19 protein-coding genes are annotated in these 20,596 nt (G+C 42.2%); 8 read left to right on the forward strand and 11 right to left on the reverse strand.

Annotation, left to right across the window (positions count from 1 at the left end):
• Positions 1 to 244 precede the first annotated feature (244 nt).
• Positions 245 to 949 carry an SIMPL domain-containing protein gene (locus F894_RS06730; protein ID WP_005246817.1) on the forward strand — a complete coding sequence of 235 codons (705 nt, stop codon included), beginning with the start codon at positions 245 to 247 and terminating at the stop codon, positions 947 to 949.
• Between the two features lie 164 nt (positions 950 to 1,113).
• Positions 1,114 to 1,710: a phosphatase PAP2 family protein gene (locus F894_RS06735; RefSeq protein ID WP_005246818.1), complete on the forward strand. Its 597-nt coding sequence runs from the start codon at positions 1,114 to 1,116 to the stop codon at positions 1,708 to 1,710.
• Positions 1,711 to 1,784: 74 nt separating this feature from the next.
• Here F894_RS06735 and proB read toward each other — a convergent pair whose 3' ends face one another.
• The 9 genes from proB to uvrB all read right to left on the reverse strand — a co-directional run bounded on the left by proB (position 1,785) and on the right by uvrB (position 12,556).
• Positions 1,785 to 2,918, reverse strand: a complete 1,134-nt coding sequence (gene proB, locus F894_RS06740) for a glutamate 5-kinase (protein WP_005246820.1) — start codon at positions 2,916 to 2,918, stop codon at positions 1,785 to 1,787.
• Positions 2,919 to 2,945: 27 nt separating this feature from the next.
• A complete protein-coding gene (gene cgtA, locus F894_RS06745) occupies positions 2,946 to 4,163 on the reverse strand; it encodes an Obg family GTPase CgtA (protein WP_004646519.1) in 1,218 nt (405 codons plus the stop codon).
• Between the two features lie 408 nt (positions 4,164 to 4,571).
• A complete protein-coding gene (locus F894_RS06750; RefSeq protein WP_005246821.1) occupies positions 4,572 to 4,946 on the reverse strand; it encodes a winged helix-turn-helix transcriptional regulator in 375 nt (124 codons plus the stop codon).
• 183 nt (positions 4,947 to 5,129) lie between these two features.
• Positions 5,130 to 6,587, reverse strand: coding sequence for a glyceraldehyde-3-phosphate dehydrogenase (locus F894_RS06755; RefSeq protein WP_005246822.1), 1,458 nt, complete (start codon positions 6,585 to 6,587; stop codon positions 5,130 to 5,132).
• Between the two features lie 240 nt (positions 6,588 to 6,827).
• Positions 6,828 to 8,297, reverse strand: a complete 1,470-nt coding sequence (locus tag F894_RS06760) for a hypothetical protein (RefSeq protein WP_228128803.1) — start codon at positions 8,295 to 8,297, stop codon at positions 6,828 to 6,830.
• A 3-nt stretch (positions 8,298 to 8,300) separates the two neighbouring features.
• Entirely contained in the window at positions 8,301 to 8,594 is a 294-nt protein-coding gene (locus tag F894_RS15265; RefSeq protein ID WP_005246824.1) for a hypothetical protein, read from the reverse strand.
• A gap of 106 nt (positions 8,595 to 8,700) precedes the next feature.
• Positions 8,701 to 9,639 (reverse strand): EamA family transporter RarD, encoded by a 939-nt coding sequence (gene rarD / locus F894_RS06770; protein WP_005246826.1) that lies wholly within the window; start codon positions 9,637 to 9,639, stop codon positions 8,701 to 8,703.
• A 162-nt stretch (positions 9,640 to 9,801) separates the two neighbouring features.
• The gene (locus F894_RS06775) at positions 9,802 to 10,389 is read right to left on the reverse strand and encodes a lipocalin family protein (protein ID WP_005246827.1); all 588 of its coding nucleotides are present in this window, start codon (positions 10,387 to 10,389) and stop codon (positions 9,802 to 9,804) included.
• Between the two features lie 145 nt (positions 10,390 to 10,534).
• Positions 10,535 to 12,556 carry an excinuclease ABC subunit UvrB gene (gene uvrB / locus F894_RS06780; protein ID WP_005246828.1) on the reverse strand — a complete coding sequence of 674 codons (2,022 nt, stop codon included), beginning with the start codon at positions 12,554 to 12,556 and terminating at the stop codon, positions 10,535 to 10,537.
• A gap of 362 nt (positions 12,557 to 12,918) precedes the next feature.
• Between uvrB and F894_RS06785 the strand changes: the two genes are divergently transcribed.
• Positions 12,919 to 13,707 carry an A1S_2505 family phage non-structural protein gene (locus tag F894_RS06785; RefSeq protein WP_005246829.1) on the forward strand — a complete coding sequence of 263 codons (789 nt, stop codon included), beginning with the start codon at positions 12,919 to 12,921 and terminating at the stop codon, positions 13,705 to 13,707.
• Between the two features lie 288 nt (positions 13,708 to 13,995).
• On the opposite strand, the gene F894_RS06790 is transcribed toward F894_RS06785, so the two are convergent.
• Positions 13,996 to 14,175 (reverse strand): hypothetical protein, encoded by a 180-nt coding sequence (locus tag F894_RS06790; RefSeq protein WP_005246830.1) that lies wholly within the window; start codon positions 14,173 to 14,175, stop codon positions 13,996 to 13,998.
• Positions 14,176 to 14,625: 450 nt separating this feature from the next.
• On the opposite strand from F894_RS06790, the gene F894_RS06795 reads away from it, so the two are divergent.
• The 5 genes from F894_RS06795 to F894_RS06815 all read left to right on the forward strand — a co-directional run bounded on the left by F894_RS06795 (position 14,626) and on the right by F894_RS06815 (position 18,954).
• Positions 14,626 to 15,702 (forward strand): OmpW/AlkL family protein, encoded by a 1,077-nt coding sequence (locus F894_RS06795; RefSeq protein WP_005246831.1) that lies wholly within the window; start codon positions 14,626 to 14,628, stop codon positions 15,700 to 15,702.
• A gap of 156 nt (positions 15,703 to 15,858) precedes the next feature.
• Positions 15,859 to 17,073 (forward strand): MFS transporter, encoded by a 1,215-nt coding sequence (locus F894_RS06800; protein ID WP_005246832.1) that lies wholly within the window; start codon positions 15,859 to 15,861, stop codon positions 17,071 to 17,073.
• A complete protein-coding gene (locus F894_RS15360; RefSeq protein WP_004646503.1) occupies positions 17,066 to 17,200 on the forward strand; it encodes a hypothetical protein in 135 nt (44 codons plus the stop codon). Before F894_RS06800 ends, F894_RS15360 begins: the two co-directional genes overlap by 8 nt.
• 178 nt (positions 17,201 to 17,378) lie before the next feature.
• Positions 17,379 to 18,344, forward strand: a complete 966-nt coding sequence (locus tag F894_RS06810) for a TauD/TfdA dioxygenase family protein (RefSeq protein ID WP_005246833.1) — start codon at positions 17,379 to 17,381, stop codon at positions 18,342 to 18,344.
• 280 nt (positions 18,345 to 18,624) lie between these two features.
• Positions 18,625 to 18,954: a four-helix bundle copper-binding protein gene (locus tag F894_RS06815; RefSeq protein WP_004279668.1), complete on the forward strand. Its 330-nt coding sequence runs from the start codon at positions 18,625 to 18,627 to the stop codon at positions 18,952 to 18,954.
• A 96-nt stretch (positions 18,955 to 19,050) separates the two neighbouring features.
• Here the strand turns inward: F894_RS06815 and sthA are convergent, their stop codons facing one another.
• Positions 19,051 to 20,466, reverse strand: a complete 1,416-nt coding sequence (sthA, locus tag F894_RS06820) for a Si-specific NAD(P)(+) transhydrogenase (protein WP_004646501.1) — start codon at positions 20,464 to 20,466, stop codon at positions 19,051 to 19,053.
• Positions 20,467 to 20,596 lie beyond the last annotated feature (130 nt).

A 20,596-nucleotide genomic window follows, 5' to 3' on the forward strand; every position in this document is an offset into this window, starting at 1 on the left:
GACAGCAGAAAGAAAAGCGTGTTCTTTTATGGTTTTTTGTAGCGCAGGCGGCATTCAGGTAATCAGTCTCAAAATTATTCATTAAGTATTTAATTATTAAAAATAAATATAAATTAAATAATGAGATAAAATTAAAGAAAATTTAACACTCTTACGACAAATATTTCGTAAAAAGATCACAATTGAGATTTAATATTTTAACAACGGCTTAGATGGCCAATTTTAAGAAAAACAGGACAATTTCATGCGTCTCTTAGCACTTACCAGTTTGATCCTTGCCAGCACCCTCGCCACAGGCGCATTTGCAGCTCCTGCTGAATCTCTGAATTATAATGTTGTTAATCTTTCAGCAGAGGCTAGCCGTGAAATCTCAAATGATGAAATGCATGCTGTGCTTTATATTGAAAAATCCAACAAACAACCAGCTGAACTGGCCACTCAAATTAACCAGCTGATGAATCAGGCGATCGCCACAGCACGCAAATATCCTACTGTGAAAATCGAGACTGGGGCACAAAGTACTTACCCTATTTATGACAATGACAACCGCAAATTAAAAGAATGGCGTGGTCGTGCCCAGATTCGTCTGGAATCAAAAGATTTTAAAGCGACATCTCAATTGATTGCTGAATTACAACAGCACTTCCAGACCCAGTCAATTAATTTCAAGGTATCTGACGAAAAGCGTAAAAAAGTTGAAAGCGAGCTGATGATTGAAGCCACCAAAAACTTCCAGCAACGCGCACAGGCACTCACTCAGACCTGGAACAAACCGAGTTATCAACTGGTGAACTTAAACCTGAATACTAACAATTATACACTACAGCCAGTACCGCGTATGGCCATGATGAAATCTGTATCTGCTGATATGGCGGTTCCTGAGCAGGAAGTTGCGGCGGGCGAATCGCAAATGACGGTCAGCGCGAATGGGGCGATTCAGTTTAAATAAGACTTCATTATATTATTCGGACTTTTAAGAACCACTCTTTTGAGTGGTTTTTTATCATGTGAATATTCTTTAAAAAGCAAGACTACAAATTCATACAAACTCAGGTAGGAATTGAGGCTTGACCGGTTTAGAGTAACGGACATTTGTTCCAGTCCTCTCTGCTCATGTCCCTTGACCAACTGAACCTTCAGCTGTTTCATATCTTAAATGTACCCGACCAAGCCTCAATCTGGATGATCAACTATGCCTCCCTGATTGCGCATGACCTGGTTTATCTTTTTTTGCTGATTTTTGCTATTGCCTGGTTCCGTGGTAGTTACGAAGTAAAAACAGGGATTATTAAAGCCTTCATCTTTACAGCTATTACATTATTGATGAGTGAAGTATTGTCTGCGGTACTCAATACCCCACGCCCGTTTGTGATGGATGTTGGTCGCACTCTGATTGAACATGCACCGACTGGTTCTTTTCCCAGCAACCATATGAGTATTTTTAGTGGGATTGCCTTCGCCTATTATTTTTCACCGCAGCGAGACTTGGGACGAATTCTAATCTGGACAGCTTGGCTGGTGGCATGGTCGCGTGTTTATGTCGGTGTGCATTTTCCGATTGATATGCTGGGTGCATTCCTGATGGCAATAATAGTAAATTTAGCTGGCTTGCCGCTGTGGTGGAAATATGAGAATCAAATCATAAACTTTATTTTGGGTATTCATTATTGGTTATTTTCGCCTTTAATTCGAATGGGCTGGATCAAATAAATCTAATTAAAATGTCATAAAAAACCCGCTCGAAAGCGGGATTTTTTGAATCTCTAAACTTGAATCTGAATAATTTAGTAAATCGCCATATGATTGCGATGAATCATTTCTAGTGAACGAGCTTCACCTAACACCTGATGCACTTTATCTGATGCCAGACCACGAACGATATCTGCTGAACGAGAACTAAAGTTGACACGACCAACTGCAATACGGTGACCTTGTGTATCGACACATTCCACCACATCACCGCGTTCGAAATGACCCTCAACCGCTTTCACCCCTACAGGCAATAAGCTGCGATGATTGTCTTTAATGGCTTTCACTGCGCCATCATCAATCACTAAACGACCTGCGGTTTGCAAGTGAGCAGCCAACCATTGCTGATGCGCTGTCATCCGGTCTTTATCAGTCACAAATAAGGTACCTAACAATTCGCCAGACATTAGACGTGATAGAACACCATCACTATCACCACTTGCAATTAAGGTCGGACAGCCCGACTTTGCAGCCAGACGTGCAGCACGAACTTTGGTCAGCATGCCACCACGACCAAATTTACCGCCTCCACCGGCCATATCAAACAGACTTTCATCCATCGCACGTACGGTATGGAACAGTTTGGCATCTGGATTAGACCGTGGGTCTGAGTCAAACATCCCTTCCTGATCCGTTAAGATAATCAGAAGGTCTGCATGAACCTGACCTGCGACCATGGCCGCAAGCGTGTCGTTGTCACCAAAGCGAATTTCGTCAGTTGAAACCGTGTCATTTTCATTGATCACCGGAATCACGCGCCAATCAATCAGGTTCTGCAAGGCATCACATGAGTTGAGGTAGCGACGACGATCTGCCAGATCATCATGGGTTAACAATACTTGCGCAGTTCGAATCTGATGCTTCTCAAGTACGCTTGACCAAGTATGAATCAGGCCCATCTGACCGATGGCAGCACAAGCCTGAAGACTGGGTAGATCGGTGGGTCGATTCTCAAGTTTCATTCGAACCATACCTTCAGCCACAGCACCGGAAGACACCAGAATAATCTCGTATCCTGCATTGTGTAGATCTGCGATTTGTCCCGCCCAATGCGAGATAGCATCTAAATCTAAACCTTGTCCGTTTGCTGTGAGTAAAGATGATCCGATTTTAACAACGATTCGTTTACAACCCTTGAGCTGACGTTGCCCATCTACCACTTCTATCATCTTGTCCTCAGACTCTTCTCTCAGAGATTAGCGTACGTAGTACACTTCCACATCACTATCATCATCGCCATCTTCATCATCTTCGTCATCACCCAGAATACCGGCAAGACGTTGCTGACGACGCATCTCACGATACGCTTCTTTTGCAGCGATGGTTTGTTCACGTGTTTCAGCTTCAAGCTGATCACGGAATGCTTTCATTTCTGCTGCATATTCTTGATCTTCAGCTTCGCGTTCACGTTGCTCTTCGATCTGATCCATCAGGTAGTAAACTACGTCTTTGGTGCCTTCAGCCGTTAAGCCAGAAGTCTCAAAAACTGGGCCTTCCCACTGCAATTCTTCAAGAATATGGGTGCACCATTCTTCACGTGTTTCTTCAGCCAACTGATCGACTTTGTTCAGCACCAATACAATCGGCAGTTTTGAAAGCGTTGGGGAGAAATTTTCTAACTCTTTCATAATTGCTTTAGCATTATGTGCTGGATCTGAGCCATCAATCGGCTGTACGTCAACGATGTGTAACAAGATACGGGTACGCGCCAAGTGCTTCAGGAAGCGAATCCCAAGACCTGCACCTTCAGATGCGCCTTCGATCAGGCCCGGAATATCCGCCATCACGAATGAACGGTGACTATCGGCATCGACCACACCCAGGTTTGGCACCATGGTGGTAAATGGATAATCTGCAACTTTTGGTTTTGCTGCCGAGACTGCACGAATGAAGGTTGATTTACCCGCATTTGGCATACCTAGTAAGCCGACATCTGCCAGAACTTTAAGCTCTAGACGGATTTCACGGAATTCACCTTTTTGACCATGCGTACATTTACGTGGTGAACGATTGGTCGATGATTTAAAGTGGGTATTACCTAAACCACCATCACCGCCTGCTGCAACTTTCACGCGTTGACCGTCTTCGATCAAGTCGCCAATAATGTCACCAGACTCTACATCTACAATTGTTGTTCCTACCGGAACTTTTAATACGGTATCTTCACCGCCACGACCAGCACAGTTCGCCCCACGGCCATTTTTTGCTCGTTCTGCACGATATTTACGTGTATAACGATAATCAACTAGCGTACTGGTGTCGTCGTCAGCCTGAATATAAATGCTGCCGCCACGACCACCATCACCACCATCTGGACCACCAAATGGCACGAATTTTTCACGGCGAAAACTGGCTACGCCATTGCCACCGTCGCCAGCCTCTACGGTAATGACTGCTTCATCAACAAAGCGCATATTGCCAATCCTCTAAAAACTTTAAAACCCCATATTCTGCCATATTTTAAAGAATTTCTCGAATAGAATTATGCAGCAATTCCATAAATCTTAGTTAGTCGTTTTCTCACCGAGCCTATTTGATCTATTCAAGACATAGATTTGGAAAAAGAATGTTTAAAAGATGGAAAATAAATAGTAGGAAGTGAAACGTTTTTCCCCCTAGTACTACCCCCTATTCTGGAAATTTTTTTTGTGAACTTCTTGATGATTTTTAAAATAATTTATAGAGGAGTAAATTTTCAAAAATCGTATTCACAAGAAAATATTCTGATGCGGATACCTTTTAAAATCTGTATTTTATATAAACCAAGATAAGTCCAAATTTTCTATTTTTATGCAAACTTCCTTGCTACCATTTAACGATAACTATTTAATAACACTTTGTTTATGCTCTAAAATATCTGGCAGACTTTTTTCAATCCAGCCAATTAAATATATGATTTTTTCAGCCGCTTGTGAACCGGTAATCGTCAATTGATATTCCACTTTTGGCGGTACCACCGGATAAACCGTTCTCAAAATAAAACCATCCTGCTCTAGCATTTTTAAAGTCTGGGACAACATCTTTTCACTTACCCCTTCAATCCTTTGTTTCAGTTCACTGAAACGATGCACCCCCTCACTCAAGCAACGCAAAACCAAGACCGACCATTTATTGGCAAGGTGTTCCAATATTTCACGTGATGGACATTCAGTTGATAAAACCTGACCTAATAATGGGCTGATTGCATAATTTGTCATAACATTCTCACAATATTTTTATTACTTACTCATTTTAATATACTTACTCTTTGTAAGTTATCAGATTAATATTTCGCCAGCAAGCAGATTTCTGAATTCTTATTGGACTAGAAAAAAAATTTTAAAAATAAAAAATCATAAAAAAAGAGCCTCAAATGAGACTCTTTTTTTGCTAAATACTAATTATGCATTAGTTTCAGCAGGAACTTTTGGATAGCTTACACCGCCCATTTGTTCAGCAATACGCAATACCTGGCAGCTATAACCCACTTCGTTATCATACCAAACATAAGCAGTTAAACGGTTGCCTGAAGTGATCGTTGCCTGCGCGTCGAATACACCTGCAGTGCGTGAACCGATAAAGTCAGAAGATACCACTTCAGTCGAGTTGGTATAACCGATTTGACCTTGCAGGCTAGAACCGATTGAAATCTGACGAATGTATTCATTCACTTCATCACGATCAACGTCTTGACCTAAAGTCAGGTTAAGAATCGCAAGAGATACGTTTGGAGTAGGTACACGTACAGAGTTACCTGTCAATTTACCTTGAAGAGCTGGAAGCGCTTTCGCTACTGCTTTCGCTGCACCAGTTTCAGTAATGACCATGTTCAATGTTGCAGCACGACCACGACGGTCTGCTTTATGGTAGTTATCGATCAAGTTCTGGTCGTTCGTGAACGAGTGAACTGTTTCAACATGACCATTTAACACTGTGTATTTGTCATGCAATACTTTCAGTGTAGGTGTAATCGCGTTAGTCGTACAGCTTGCAGCAGAGATGATCGTATCTTCATCAAGGATATCCGCTTGGTTTACACCGTAAACTACGTTCTTCATGTCACCTTTACCAGGTGCAGTCAGAATCACACGAGCAGCGCCCGGGCATTTAAGATGTTGAGCAAGACCTTCAGCATCACGCCATTTACCTGTGTTGTCGATCACAAGTGCATTGTTGATACCGTATGCAGTGTAGTCTACTTCAGAAGGATTCGATGCATAAATCACTTTGATAAAGTTACCGTTGGCAATGATTGCCTCGTTTTCTTCATCTACAGAAATTGTGCCTGCAAATGGACCATGAATAGAGTCACGACGCAATAAAGATGCACGTTTTTCCAAATCACCATCCGATGATTTACGAACAACGATTGCTTTCAGGCTAAGACCACGACCCAGACCTGATTGACCAATCATCAAACGCGCCAGGATACGACCGATACGACCGAAACCATAAAGAACCACATCTTTATGTTCTACAGCAGCAGCATTGCCTTCGATCGATTTAACAGCGTCTGCAACAAATGCATCGATGTCGCCGCCTTTTTCTTTAAATTCAACAGCAAGTTTACCCAGATCAACTTCAGCAGAACCGATGTTGTCTACTTTCACCAATGCTTCAAGAATTGGGAAAGTATCAACTACAGAAAGTTCAACATCGAGTACGCGAGTACGGCGGTGTGCTTTCAAAATCTGAATCACAGAACGGTTAATTAAAGAGCGACCATAAACTGTAGCTACAATATTTTTTTCACGATATAACTGGCCAACAAGGGCAATCATACGTTCCGCAAGTTCTTCACGGTTTTTCCAGCGACCTTGGTGTTCTGCATGGAGGGCAACAATAGTGTCTTTGCTCACAGATACGTCCTCTAATTAATTGTAAATCTAAGCATAAATTTCTAAACCCGACAATTGTAATGGAATTGGCCGCAAGTTTGAATCAAAAGCTCGTTGAGACGGGTAGTTTTTAACGTATATTCACTATAAATTTCAAAAATAGTTGTAATTAGCTGAATGATTTTGCATCCAAAAATTCTAAAGACCACTATTTTTCAATACCTAGCACAAATTTGTTAAATGTTGTTTATTCAAACAAATCTAAAGTTCAAAATTTAGCGTGCCACCCTGATCCGGCTGAATTCTACTGCCGGCTGAAAAATTCATGTCCAGACTCATAGAGGCATTGAAATTTTCCACATCAAAATCATCATAGGTTTCGGGCAAATGAATCAGTACAGGTAAACGGGTCAGACCATTGTCTCCAGAGGGAAAAGCATAGTGGCGATCAACCTGCTGTAGATGCTGCAAACTTTCAAATTCTAGAAATACGCTACAGTTTTCATGTGTTCTTGGCACCTGGATAATTTCCAGGAACATACTGCGCTTTAATTGCTGCAATTGGTTGAGTGCAGTTTCAATCGCCTCATCGAAATTATTTTTACGCCATAACTTTTTAAATACGGACTTTTTCGCTTCATCCGCTTTTTGCCGCTGCAGGGTATTGATATATTTTTTCAGGTCTCGGTATTGCTGTACATTTTCAGAAATCGTATTTTGAATATCCAGAACAGCCTGCTGTGAACGCTGATGCATGACCTGCCATTCATTGCGGTAGGTAGGAATAAAGGTTTCCCCTTTACGCTTTTCCAGTAAACGGATAAAAGCCAGCAATTTATATTCAAAATTCTGGATGTACTGATTAAACATAAAACCCGGCTGGGATTTGAAATCGCGGTAATAGGCCAGAATTTCTGTAAATATTTTATGGACATGCAGATACAGATAATCAAACTCTTCAATATGCGATAAATGATCACGAATGGCATCCCGCATCGGCAAAAGCAATTCTCGCGTCATAATTTCTTCAAACTGCTTCAGGTGGCGTTGTGCCACCACATCGGCATTTTTCTCTACCACTTGAATGGGCTCAACCAGTAAAGGCAATAACTTCAGCTCGGACACCTGTTCCAGCGTATGCACAATGTCGATTACATCCAAATGAATCTGGCTCTGTAAAGTCACCATCCGCTGCATCTGCGACTTCAGGGTTTCCACTACTTCTTCATTCATGTCATCCTGCAGGTCCAGAACCAGGATATTCAGATAAACCTGATCTTCTAGTGCACCTTTCTCTTCAATCAGGAAACGGCGAATCGAATACGGGTTTTGCTGCACATCCATCACCGGCGCAACGATAAATAGAAATTGCGAGGTACGGACAATATCAAAATGACGAATCTGCTGTTCTTTAATCAGGAAATAACGGAAAAGTGGATGCGTCATTTCCGCCGTCTGTTTTTTTAATAGCGGCTTATACCAATAACTCAACAATTGCTGCTTGATAAAAACTTCAATAATGAAGCATTTGACCTGCTGTTCAGTGAGCTTACGTACGCCCTCGACCGGCTGCAATTGAAGACCACGAATAATTTCTGCAGCATTCAATAAAAAAGTACGGCGCAGTTCCAGTTTTTCACGCTGCATCTGAAAGTTTTCATTGACATCAATTTTATCAATTTGTTCCAGGACGTTTTCCAGATAGTCTGCGATTTGCAAACTATCATTCAAACCCTACAAACTTTTTAGTGACAACCCAAAGGTACTGGCATAGTAACGCATCTGGTCATTGAGAAATTTTTGGCTGAGACGTTCTACCGAATGGTGAGCCTGATAGCGGTATTGATCCATTTCCCGATCCCAAAGAATTTTCTTGGGCTTTAAAATCTGAAAATCAATACTTTCTTTTAATTCTGGTGAAACTTCTGCCAGAACAGTACGAAGCTCTCGCTCCCAATTTAAATCCAGACTTGGTTCCAGTTGTGATAAACGTGCACGTAACTGATATGGAATCGCAATCTGTGACATGTTTATCCCCTTAAAATATAGAAAACATTCTTTTAAACAAAGTAGACGATTTTGAAAATAATCAGGTCAATATTGTCTGACGAACATAACTATTATGCAAACAGCATTATTCATTATTTTTCCTGAGTTTTTCCAGCTGTACAGCTTTATTTGCCAGCTCATATTTCTTCAGCTGCTGCTGTTTTAAATGCAATATTCCTTCCACAACCAGCAATAATACAGCTAGCCAGATTGGAATATAGGTCAGCCATTCACCTGATTCCACACGCTCACCCAGTGCCATCGAGGCAAAAGCGAGCAGTACCGGCTCCAGATAACTCAACAGCCCAAAGATGACAAAAGGTAAATATCGGCTAGCCAAAATATAGCTACCTAAACCGAGCGCACTTAAAAAGCCTAATCCAAGAACTGCCAAGATCAAGTGGGAATGATTCAACATGAGCGGCATGGAATCACTGTAAATAAAGCCCAAATAAAATGCCACAGGCAAAATCAGAAATAGATCCCACCAGAATCCACCAAGATGATCGGTCGCGAATTTACGCCGCATAAAGAAATAAAGTGGATAAGCTAAAGCGACATAGACCGTTTCCCATGCGATTGAACCGATCCGCCAGATTTCATGTCCTACCCCCAACATTGCCAGAGCAACAGCAACCATCTGGAAGGATGATAATTTTTCTTTATAAAGCACACAGCCGACCAGCACCATCACCAGAGGTAGCAGAAAATAACCGAGCGAGACTTCGAGGCCACGGCCATTGATAGGTCCCCATAGAAATAACCACAATTGCGTGGTACACAACAGTGAACTAATCAGTAACCAGATCAAGAATGAAGGCTGTTGCAACACCCGTTTAAAAATACCGCTGATATATTTCAGATCACCCGACCACCACATAAATGCAGTCAGAAATGGTAAGGTCGCCAGCATGCGCCAGGCAAAGGTCTGTTCACTATCTAAAGGCTGTAAAAAAGGCGTAAATACATAGAGTACTCCAAAAACCACAGAGGCCAAGACAGATAACGCGATGCCTTTATACATAGTCAAACTCTACTTTCATTCGCCGGCATTATAACGATTAGTACAATAGAAAGCTTGATGCTTCATCTATTTAAAATGTAGCTATCTTTCAATTTTAGATTGTCTTTCGACACATAAAATAAAAAACCATGCCGTAGCATGGTTTCCATTAAGACGATATTTTTATCTTTGAGTTTGTTTGGTATGAATTACATCACTCAGGTCATAACCGACAGACTGTGCATATTGTAAATATTCATTCACCACATTTTTATCCAATTGCGGATCACGTGAGAGTATCCACATATATTTACGTTTTGGCTCACCGACCAGAACAGTTTGATAATTTTCATCCAGTTTTAAGACCCAATAATCGCCACGAGCGACCGGAATCCAGCGAATAAAGTCTGGTAAGAAACTGACTTTTAGCTTGGTATTCTGCGGTGGATTTTGCACAAATGCCTCGCCCAATGACTGGGTTTGTCCACCATCTTTTTTAATGCAGCGGTTATCCACCACGATATTGCCATTTTCATTTAAAGTATAAGTCGCTGTGACATCACGATCACACTTGTTTTGAAAATATAAAGGCTTGCGTGCTACTTCGTACCATGTCCCCAAATAACGGTCCAGTTCAACTTTCTCAATGGTCGGTAATGGCTGGTCTTTCGCATAAGCCATGGTAGCGGCGCCCAAACCGAGAAGAACCGCGCTACCCACCGCAATTTTTGCCAGCTTTAATCCAGTACGTGAAGATTTTTGAGTTGTCATAAAGATACCTATTGCATGTTCACAAAATATTTATTTAAAAAAATTCTGTTCATACAATAGCTTTATCACAGCCCTTAATTTGTTACATTATGTTTGCTTTGTGATTGATTTTACGTCATTTAAATAAGATTTAATGCAACAAAAATCAATCAAACATCTGGGCTTTTAAACGTACAATTTCATCACGCATACGCGCAGCCTGCTCAAACTGCAGCTCTTTGGATGCCTTCAGCATTTCCTTTTCAAGCTTGCTAATATGTTTCGCAAACATTTTCGGATCTGCCATGATATGTCGTTCATCCGCACTGATGGCACGTGCCTGATCCGAGGCTTTCAATTCAATTGAATCATCCTCTAATACTTCACCAGTATCAATTTCCTTGATCACCTGACGCACTGCACTGCGCGGCGTAATGCCATGTTCTTCATTAAACTGAATCTGCTTGGCACGACGACGGTCCGTCTCATCAATGGCTTTCTGCATCGAATCAGTAATACGGTCAGCATACAGAATCGCCTTACCTTTCAGGTTACGTGCAGCGCGGCCAATGGTCTGAATGAGAGAGCGCTCGGAACGCAGGAAACCTTCTTTATCCGCATCCAGAATAGCGACCAGTGACACTTCCGGCATATCCAGCCCTTCACGCAGCAGGTTGATCCCGACCAGTACATCATGCACCCCGGTACGCAGTTCATGAATAATCTTGACCCGCTCGACGGTATCGATATCCGAGTGTAAATAAGCGACCTTAATCCCGTACTCTTTCAAATAAGAAGTTAAATCTTCGGCCATGCGTTTGGTCAAAGTCGTCACCAGCACCCGCTCATTAATGTCTTTACGCAGATTAATTTCTGAAAGCACATCATCGACCTGCGTCAGAACTGGACGGATTTCAATTTCCGGATCAATCAGACCAGTCGGACGTACCACCTGCTCGACAATCTGCTGGGACTTTTCCAGCTCGTAACGTGCGGGCGTTGCGCTGACATAAACGGTCGTCGGCACAATATGTTCCCATTCCTCAAATTTCATCGGCCGGTTATCCAGCGCGCTTGGCAAACGGAATCCGTAATTCACCAGATTTTCTTTACGCGAACGGTCGCCCTTATACATGGCACCAATCTGCGGCACCGTCACATGCGACTCATCAATAATTAGCAAGGCATCATCCGGAATATAATCAAACAAGGTCGGCGGCGCTTCACCCGCAGGACGGCCAGATAAATGGCGTGAATAGTTTTCAATGCCATTGGTATAACCCAGTTGTTGCATCATTTCCAGATCATAGCGTGTACGCTGCTCGATGCGCTGTGCTTCCAGCAGTTTGTCATTTTCACGGAAGAACACCAGTCGCTCTTTGAGTTCGTCTCGGATGGTTTCAATCGCACGGGATAAATTGTCTTTCGGCGTAACATAATGGCTTTTAGGATAAATGGTCACACGAGGTACTTTACGAACCATTTTCCCGGTCAGCGGATCAAACCAGCGAATAGAGTCAACTTCATCATCAAATAGTTCAATCCGGATCGCATCCTGATCCGATTCTGCCGGAAAAATATCAATAATTTCACCGCGAATACGATAAGTACCGCGCAGGAATTCCAGTTCATTACGCGAATACTGCATCTCGACCAAACGGCGAATAATATCATCACGGCCAATGCGATCGCCTTCCACCACATGCAGCAACATGCTCATATAGGCATTCGGATCACCCAAACCATAAATGGCAGACACCGAAGCGACAATAATTGCATCACGTCGCTCTAAGAGTGAACGGGTTGCGGAAAGGCGCATCTGGTCAATATGGTCATTAATTGCCGCATCTTTCTCGATAAAAGTATCTGAAGATGGCACATAGGCTTCTGGCTGATAATAATCATAATAACTGACAAAATATTCGACAGCATTATTCGGGAAAAACGCTTTAAATTCGCCGTAAAGCTGCGCAGCCAAAGTTTTGTTATGCGCCATGACAATGGTCGGACGTTGAGTCTGTGCAATGACGTTGGCCATGGTATAGGTTTTACCAGACCCGGTAACCCCCAGTAAAAGCTGGTCATGAAAACCCTGTTCAATGCCTTTGACCAGCTTTGCAATGGCCTGTGGCTGATCGCCTGCTGGTTGATAACTGGTCACTAATTCAAAGGGCTTTTTATCACTCATAGCTTTCGCTGACTTCGCTGCGGATATAGATTTGATTTATTATGAGGGTAAATTGGAATTACTCAATCCCTGCTTAGGTTTCTGTTTGGTAAAATAAAACAATATTACTATTCATTATTTGTTAGCGCTTTAATCGCTATCTGGTTTGAAAAACCATCAAAAAAATATACAGTTACAAAGGGAATAAATACAGAAAAAACTAATCATTTTCAGCCAGCAGCTTTATTTGGACGTACTCGGTATCCTGTTTTGGCTTATGGGTGAAATACTCTATCTGTTTGGCTAGTCCGGCACAATTTTGCCTTGACCCCTATTCATTTCAAAGGCAACATGAAGATCAGGATGGCCTAGAATCGACAATTATGACTTACCACTATCACGATGAAAGTATTGTTAAATCCCTTCCGGAAAATACGGTTTTTGTTTTTGGCAGCAACTTGGCTGGACAACACGGTGGTGGAGCAGCCAGAACGGCACTTGAGCATTTTGGTGCAGTCATGGGCGTGGGTCGTGGCTGGGCGGGTCAGAGCTATGCTATTCCCACCATGAACGAGCATTTGCAACAAATGCCGCTCTCACAAATTCAACACTATATTGATGACTTTAAGATTTACACCAAAAATCATCCTAAAAATAAATATTTTATTACTTCCTTAGGCTGTGGGATTGCAGGTTATAAAGTCGAGGAAATTGCACCGATGTTTAAAGGCATCTCACGCAATGTCATTTTCCCGCAATCTTTCCGTCCTTTTGTCGAAAAGCCGCTGCCAAAATTAAGCGCAAATTTTTTACATACCATATTCCGCGATTCGGTCATTTTAACTCCAGCCAGCGATGAATTGATTGAAAAACTACCTTTGACCGAAAATGAAAAAAGTCTGGCGAGAATTATTTTAAATACCCAGATCTATCCGACCGACAGCAATGGACGGGAACGTGTCTTTGAAATTGAAGATATCCTGCACAATCTGAATACCAAGCTGGTCGATTTTCAAAGCCATTCAGAAGGTGCCATGCTGTTTGGAGGCGTGATTTTAGCGCTACTGGAACTTTATAATATTAACGAGAAAGATTTTATCGATGTCTGGCAAGGCGAGAGAGAAATCGCGCCACCGAAGCCGGAAAATAAAGCGCGTAAAAGCATTCGTTAGTGCTATCAAAATATCTTTCAAAAAAAGCCAATGTTTGAATTGGCTTTTTTTTCTGGGCGGCTAAAATGTCGAATATGAAATCAACCAGATGTGGATTTTATTTTGGTCGGCATTTAGAGAGCTTAAATATTTCGTTTGCTTTATTAAGAATAAAATTGAAAAGAATTTGGATAAATCTGAGTTTTAATTTCTTTTTGTTCGAAAATTAAATCAAATATTGATCACTAACTCCCTAAAAAATTCCATAAAAAAAGCCATGATTTATCATAGCTTTTTGAGTCTGATCAATTAGCGTTTGCCCATTGAACGGCGAGTGCCACGTGGTGGCATCCAGGTACGGTCAGCATAACGCTGTGGTCTTGGTCTTAAATCTTCCAGAACTTCTTCTGCAGCATTTTGCTCTGCCTGTTTGATCGGGAAAGGTAAATTAACCAGGGGCTTTCTTTTGGGAGGAGTTTGGGTGCTCATGTGATTCACTCAATAATATATGCAGCTATTGTACAAAAAAACTCAGTCGACTGGGTAGCAGGATCTTGGATAAATTCATATGCTTTTGTTTTTGAAAAATAAAAAATGATCCCGTGATGGTAAATGCTTGAATCAATGCAGCCTAAAATTTACCTAAACTCTTCTCTATATCTTCCATGATAAAAATTCATAGGATTGAAATTTTAACGCTCTCAAGAGTAAATTTTCTTCACTTTTATACTTAAGCTAGTCAGGTAAAAATAATGATTTTTACACACTATGCATTTCTCAAAACTCAAGAGATATCAACAAAAAATATACAGAAGTTACCAATCTCAACCCTCGCTTAACTTTTGATCTATTGTTCTATAACTGATTTTTTTAAGGCAATTCACATAATTAGTTAACTAGAAAAACGAATAAACAAACTGGACATGGAGTTCCAAATCAATGAAAACATTGCTGGCATGTATGGCAGGCCTAGCCACTTTACCTATGGTCGCGCATGCAGATTCCCCTTATTTTAGCTTGCAAGATGGAGATGGCTTTAAGCGCTTTTCGGTATCAGTCGGTGCATTGCATGTGATGCCGCAAGGCAAGGCCCAACCATTTAAAGTGAATACTGCTGTCGAAAACGGTAAAAGTTATAGAAACGGCGCTATCAATGTTGATACGGTCGTCAATAATCTTGATCCTTCTGTCGATCAGAGAACAGTGAAAGGATTATTAGAAGGGATTGGTTTCTTCACTGGAGGTACATTACCAGCGAATATCAGTGGAACCACTCAAATCAATGGTCTGTCTGAATGGGATAATCCAGGTACCGGTCTGACAGCGGATGATGTCACCACTTTAGGCATTATGACCAATTACTATTTTACCGATAATATTTCTTTTGAAATGAAAGCCGGCATTCCACCCAAGGTTGATCTGCAAGGTAAAGGTAAAATCTATGCACCGTTCTCGGGAACAGCAACCCCTACTCTGGGCAATATTGAACTTCCTATCGATATTATACTGAAGAAAGATATCGAGATTACTGATCTGGAAGCCTATGGTCCGGCTGCCTCTGCCCGCGCCTGGACACCTGCCTTTGAATTCCAGTATCACTTTGGTAAAACCGGAGTGAATAAATTCCGGCCTTATGTCGGCTTAGGTGTGATGTATGCCTATTTCAATGAACTGGAAATTAACTCACGTACCGAGCAGGACCTGATTGCTGCAGGACATATGATTGCCAATATTAAACAAGGCAATGCTGGTGCTTCCCTTGAAGGTAAGCTAAGTGAAGCCGATCCAAAAGTAAATCTTGAAGCCTCTGATGCTTTCGCGCCTGTGGCCACGGTCGGCTTTAGCTATGACTTTAATGACACTTGGTTTGCAGTCGGTTCAGTCTCTTATGCACATCTGAAAAATGACACGACAATTACGGTGACAGATGCAAGTTTAGGTGAGCTGATTCGCTCTAAAGCCGATATCGAAGTGAATCCAATTCTGGCCTATGCCGGGATCGGGATGCGTTTCTAAGCTCAATATCCGATTTTTAATTAAAACGGCTTCGGCCGTTTTTTTAGGCTTAATATATTAATAAAAAAAATTTATCTTTTGATCAATATTTATTTAATCGCCTCTATTGCTTGAATCGAATACTATACATATCAAATTTATAGGCATGAATGACGTATGGCTGACAGTCAATTTTCCAAAGCTCTTATTTTTATGCTGATTGGCTCCGCCATCATTTTGGCACTGTCACTGGGTGTACGTCATGCCTTTGGCCTGTATCTGGTACCGATGAGCGAAGAATTCGGTTGGGGTCATAATGTTTTTAGCCTGGCTATTGCCATGCAAAACCTGATCTGGGGTGCAGTTCAGCCGATTACCGGGGCATTTGCCGATAAATATGGCAGCAAGATTGTGGTAGCTGTAGGCGGCGCCTTATATGCAATCGGTCTACTCTTGATGGCAGTTAGCTCGACCGGATTATTGCTTAATCTGAGTGTCGGCCTGATTCTGGGTCTCGCCCTGTCAGCTACGTCATTTCCGGTGTTATTGTCTGCAGTTGGACGTGCTGCCCCACCAGAAAAGCGCAGTTTGGCGATGGGAATTGCTAGTGCGGCTGGATCTTTTGGTCAGTTTATCATGCTGCCTTCAACCCTGTTGCTATTACAGAATGTCGGCTGGTCAGCGGCGCTGGTGGTCAGTGCCATTTTAATTGCATTGATTGTGCCATTGGCCTGGATGCTGAAAGCACCGATATATGTTAATCCCAACGCGGCCGCTACCCCCACTAAAGTCTCACTCAGTTTTAAACAGATTCTGGTGGTGGTGAAAAATCATAAACCCTTTTGGTTTCTGGCCATGGGCTTTTTTGTTTGTGGTTTTCAGGTCGTTTTTATTGGCATCCACCTTCCGGGCTATCTGATTGATCATGGTTTTAATGCCACAACCGGTACGATTTTCTTAGCCTTAGTGGGTCTGTTTAATGTGGTAGGTACCTATACCGCCGGCTGGCTCGGTGGCAAATATTCCAAACCGCATCTGTTAATGGGATTATATGCCCTGCGTGGAATTGCGATTATTGCTTTTCTCATGCTGCCTCTCAGCACATGGACAGTCTATACCTTTGGTGTCATTATGGGACTACTCTGGTTATCAACCGTTCCGCTGACTAATGGTATTGTGGCGAATATGTTCGGGGTGAAATATCTGACCATGCTCAGTGGCATTGTGTTCTTTACCCATCAGGTTGGCTCGTTTTTCGGTGGCTGGCTCGGTGGAGTCAACCATGATTTGAGCGGCAATTATAATGCGGTGTGGATGCTATCAATTGTCCTCAGCATTTTTGGCGTACTGGTGCATTTCTGGGTCAATGAGGAGCAAATCGTCCATGACTGATTCTCTACTGAAACTCAAACTCTCGATTGTGGTGGCAATCCTGCTTTTACTGGCTTTGTCGATTGGCCTGTGGTTACAAACCCCTCAGCTGTTTGAATATTTTAATCAGGCTTTCTGCGCACACTAAACTGTCGAAATATCCTCAGCAGAAAATGCGCAATCCATCGCACAATAAGTTAAATGTTTCAAAATCAACTGAATAGTAAAAATAACAGATTATTCATAAACTTATCATTTCTTTTGATTTTATTTCAGTCTGGAATTTTCTTAGATTTTGATCAATAAGAAAATTCTGAGACTTGATAATGACCAGCTTAACCCAACTTTCACAAGCGATTCATGATGCTCCACGCTGGCATCAGCAAGATCAATTTCAACATCCGGATGAAATCAAGATTGTACCGCAAACCGGTCAGGCCTTAGGTGCAGTGGTCTATGGCTTGGATGCCCGTAAAGTCCAATCATCCAAAACCATTTTAAAGTTAAAACAGGCTCTGGCCGAGCATCTGATTTTGATCTTTAAGCAGCAAAGTCTGGATGATTTACAGTATCTGGCGTTTTCAACTTATTTCGGTTCCATTTTCCGTCCCGGTGCAGATACACCGGTACTGGCTGCGCAGTCCGATAGCGGTGTTCCACCCGATGTCGTGCCGGTTTCCAATGCTGTTGGTCAGGGAGATTACACCGGGCATGGTGAACTGACTCCACATGCCGATCATCAATGGACGCCCCTACCTTCTTTTGGTTCCCTTCTGTATGCCATTGAACTGCCTCAGGACGGCGGACAGACCAGCTGGATCAACACCATTAAAGCCTATGATGCACTCGATGAAGCAACCAAGGTAGAGATCGATCAGCTGCAACTGATTACTTACAACCCTTTCGTGCGCCGTCAAAAAACCAGAGATCAGACTGATGATCAAGGTTATGGTTCAAGCCCATTGTATCGTTTTAAAGATCAACCGATTTTAAGCCATGCTTATCCACATCCACTGGTGCGCACTCATCCTGAATCCGGCCGTAAAGCGCTTTGGCTAAACACCCATACCGAAGTCGAGCTGGTCAATTATGATGATCAGGCTGGCAGTCAACTGATCGCCAAATTACGTGAGCATATTTCGAAACCTGAATTCGCTTATGAACATCACTGGGAAATTGGCGATATCGTGTTCTGGGATAATCAGGTGACCTTACACTCACGCCGTCCATTCCCGGCAGATCAGCGCCGTTTATTGAAACGCATCAGTCTGGCGGGTAGCCGTCCGTTTTAATAATAAAAACGAGAATAACGAGAAAGGTAGAGCTAGTTTAACCCTTCAAAAATTACGATTCATCATGTCGATCTTCCACCATTGAGACTTTGACCGCCTCAATGGTTTTTTATTTTCAAATAAAAAAAATTAATTCCAACTATCGCTCATGATCCAGTAGATCTCTAACAAAACAAAGTAGCTGTTTACTTTTCCTCACCTAATCTACCTAGTGTATTTTCCTTTTTCTGCTTAGCTTATTAGAAAATCAGCAACAAACCTATGGAAAGAGGAAACGACAATGAATCAGCTTCAATTTTCAGATTGTGTTCAAACCTGTATGAACTGTTCCCTGGCCTGTGCCAACTGTGCCAGTGCCTGTCTTAAAGAAGAAGATCTGGAGATGATGCGGGAGTGTATCCAGCGCTGTCTGGACTGTGCAGATATCTGTCAGTTGTGTGCCCGTATGGAACAAAAGCAATCTCCATTCATGCATGAAATATGTGAACTTTGTGCGAAAGCCTGTGACTACTGTGTAGAAGAATGTGGTCATCATGAAGATGAACATTGTCAGCAATGTGCCGAAGCATGCCGCCGCTGTGCTGAAGAATGCCGAAAAATGGCGGCTTAAAAATTCGATTTGATCAACTTGACTGACTTAATCACTTCCAATAAAAAAACCGCAAGTGAAGACTTGCGGTTTTTCTGTCTAAGTCAAATATCTCACTTAGAATAAACGGTTCATACCATTCAGTGTGGCTACACGATACGCTTCAGCCATAGTCGGATAGTTAAACGTGGTTTCTACGAAGTACTTGATGGTATTGTTCGGGCTGTTCATGACTGCCTGACCAATATGGATAATTTCAGAGGCATTATTACCGAAGCAATGTACACCCAAAACTTCCAGTGTTTCACGATGGAACAGAATCTTTAATTCGCCCATAGTATCTCCGGTAATCTGTGCACGTGCCAAATGACGGAATGATGCCTGACCGACTTCATACGGAATCTTTTCTTCAGTCAGCTGCTGTTCAGTCTTACCAATCGAAGAAATCTCAGGAATGGTGTAAATCCCGGTTGGAATATCAGTCACCGGCGCAACGTCTTTCTCGCCGCTCATATTGGCACCCGCGCAACGACCTTGGTCATAGGCAGCAGAGGCTAGTGAAGGCCAACCGATTACATCACCGGCAGCGTAGATATTTTCTACTTCAGTCTGATATTGATCATTCACAGTCAATTGACCACGGCTGTTCGGTTTCAGGCCGACATTTTCAAGGCCTAGACCATCGGTATTGCCTGAACGGCCATTACACCACAAAATCGCGTCGGCTTTAATTTTCTTGCCGCTTTGCGTGTGCATCACCACATGGTCGTCAAATGTTTCTAAAAAGTCGATCTGTTCATTATGACGAATCAGCACACCCTGTTCACGCAAGTGATAAGACAGCGCATCAGAGATTTCATCATCCAGATAGCTTAAAAGTTTGTGTTGGGTGTTGATCAGGTCAACTTTATGTCCCAGACCAATAAAGATCGAGGCATATTCACAACCGATTACACCTGCGCCATAAATAATGATTTTCTGGATGGAATAGTCCAGATCCAGAATTTTGTCTGAATCAAATACACGCGGATGATTAAAATCAAGAATGTCTGGACGATATGGACGCGAGCCGCTGGCAATGACCAGTTGCTTAAACATCAGCGTTTCTTTAATGCCATCTGGGTTAAATACAAAAATGGTATTTTGATCCTGAATGTAAGCACGACCATGATAAATATCAATTTTATTGCGGTCGTAGAAACGTGAATGTGTATCTACTTGTTGTTGAATAACTTTATGTGCGTGACGCAACACTTGCTTCATGGTGAACTGCTTCCAGTCCCCAACTTTCTGAAACAGTGGATCACGTTGATAACGGATAATACTGGATACTGTTTGACGCAATGCTTTACTTGGAATCGTACCGACATGGGTACAGTTACCACCCAGCTGTTCACGCATCTCAACGATTGCAACACGCTTACCAGATTTGGCAAGTTTCATTGCCGCGCCTTCGCCCGCAGGGCCCGAACCTAGAACTACCGCATCATATTTAACGAAAGTCCCACTAACGACCTCTTTTTTACGTGGCATTCAACGCTCCTCAAAATTAAAAAATTCACTTTAATCTACACTCTTATTATGACGTAAATCCTGTTGATTTGGTGTATTTAACTCACATATATTGCTTGATAAGAACATTTTTTAAATGAATACCCCTTTT

It is taken from the genome of Acinetobacter sp. CIP 51.11, from assembly GCF_000369665.1.
GTDB classification, from domain to species: domain Bacteria; phylum Pseudomonadota; class Gammaproteobacteria; order Pseudomonadales; family Moraxellaceae; genus Acinetobacter; species Acinetobacter lwoffii_S.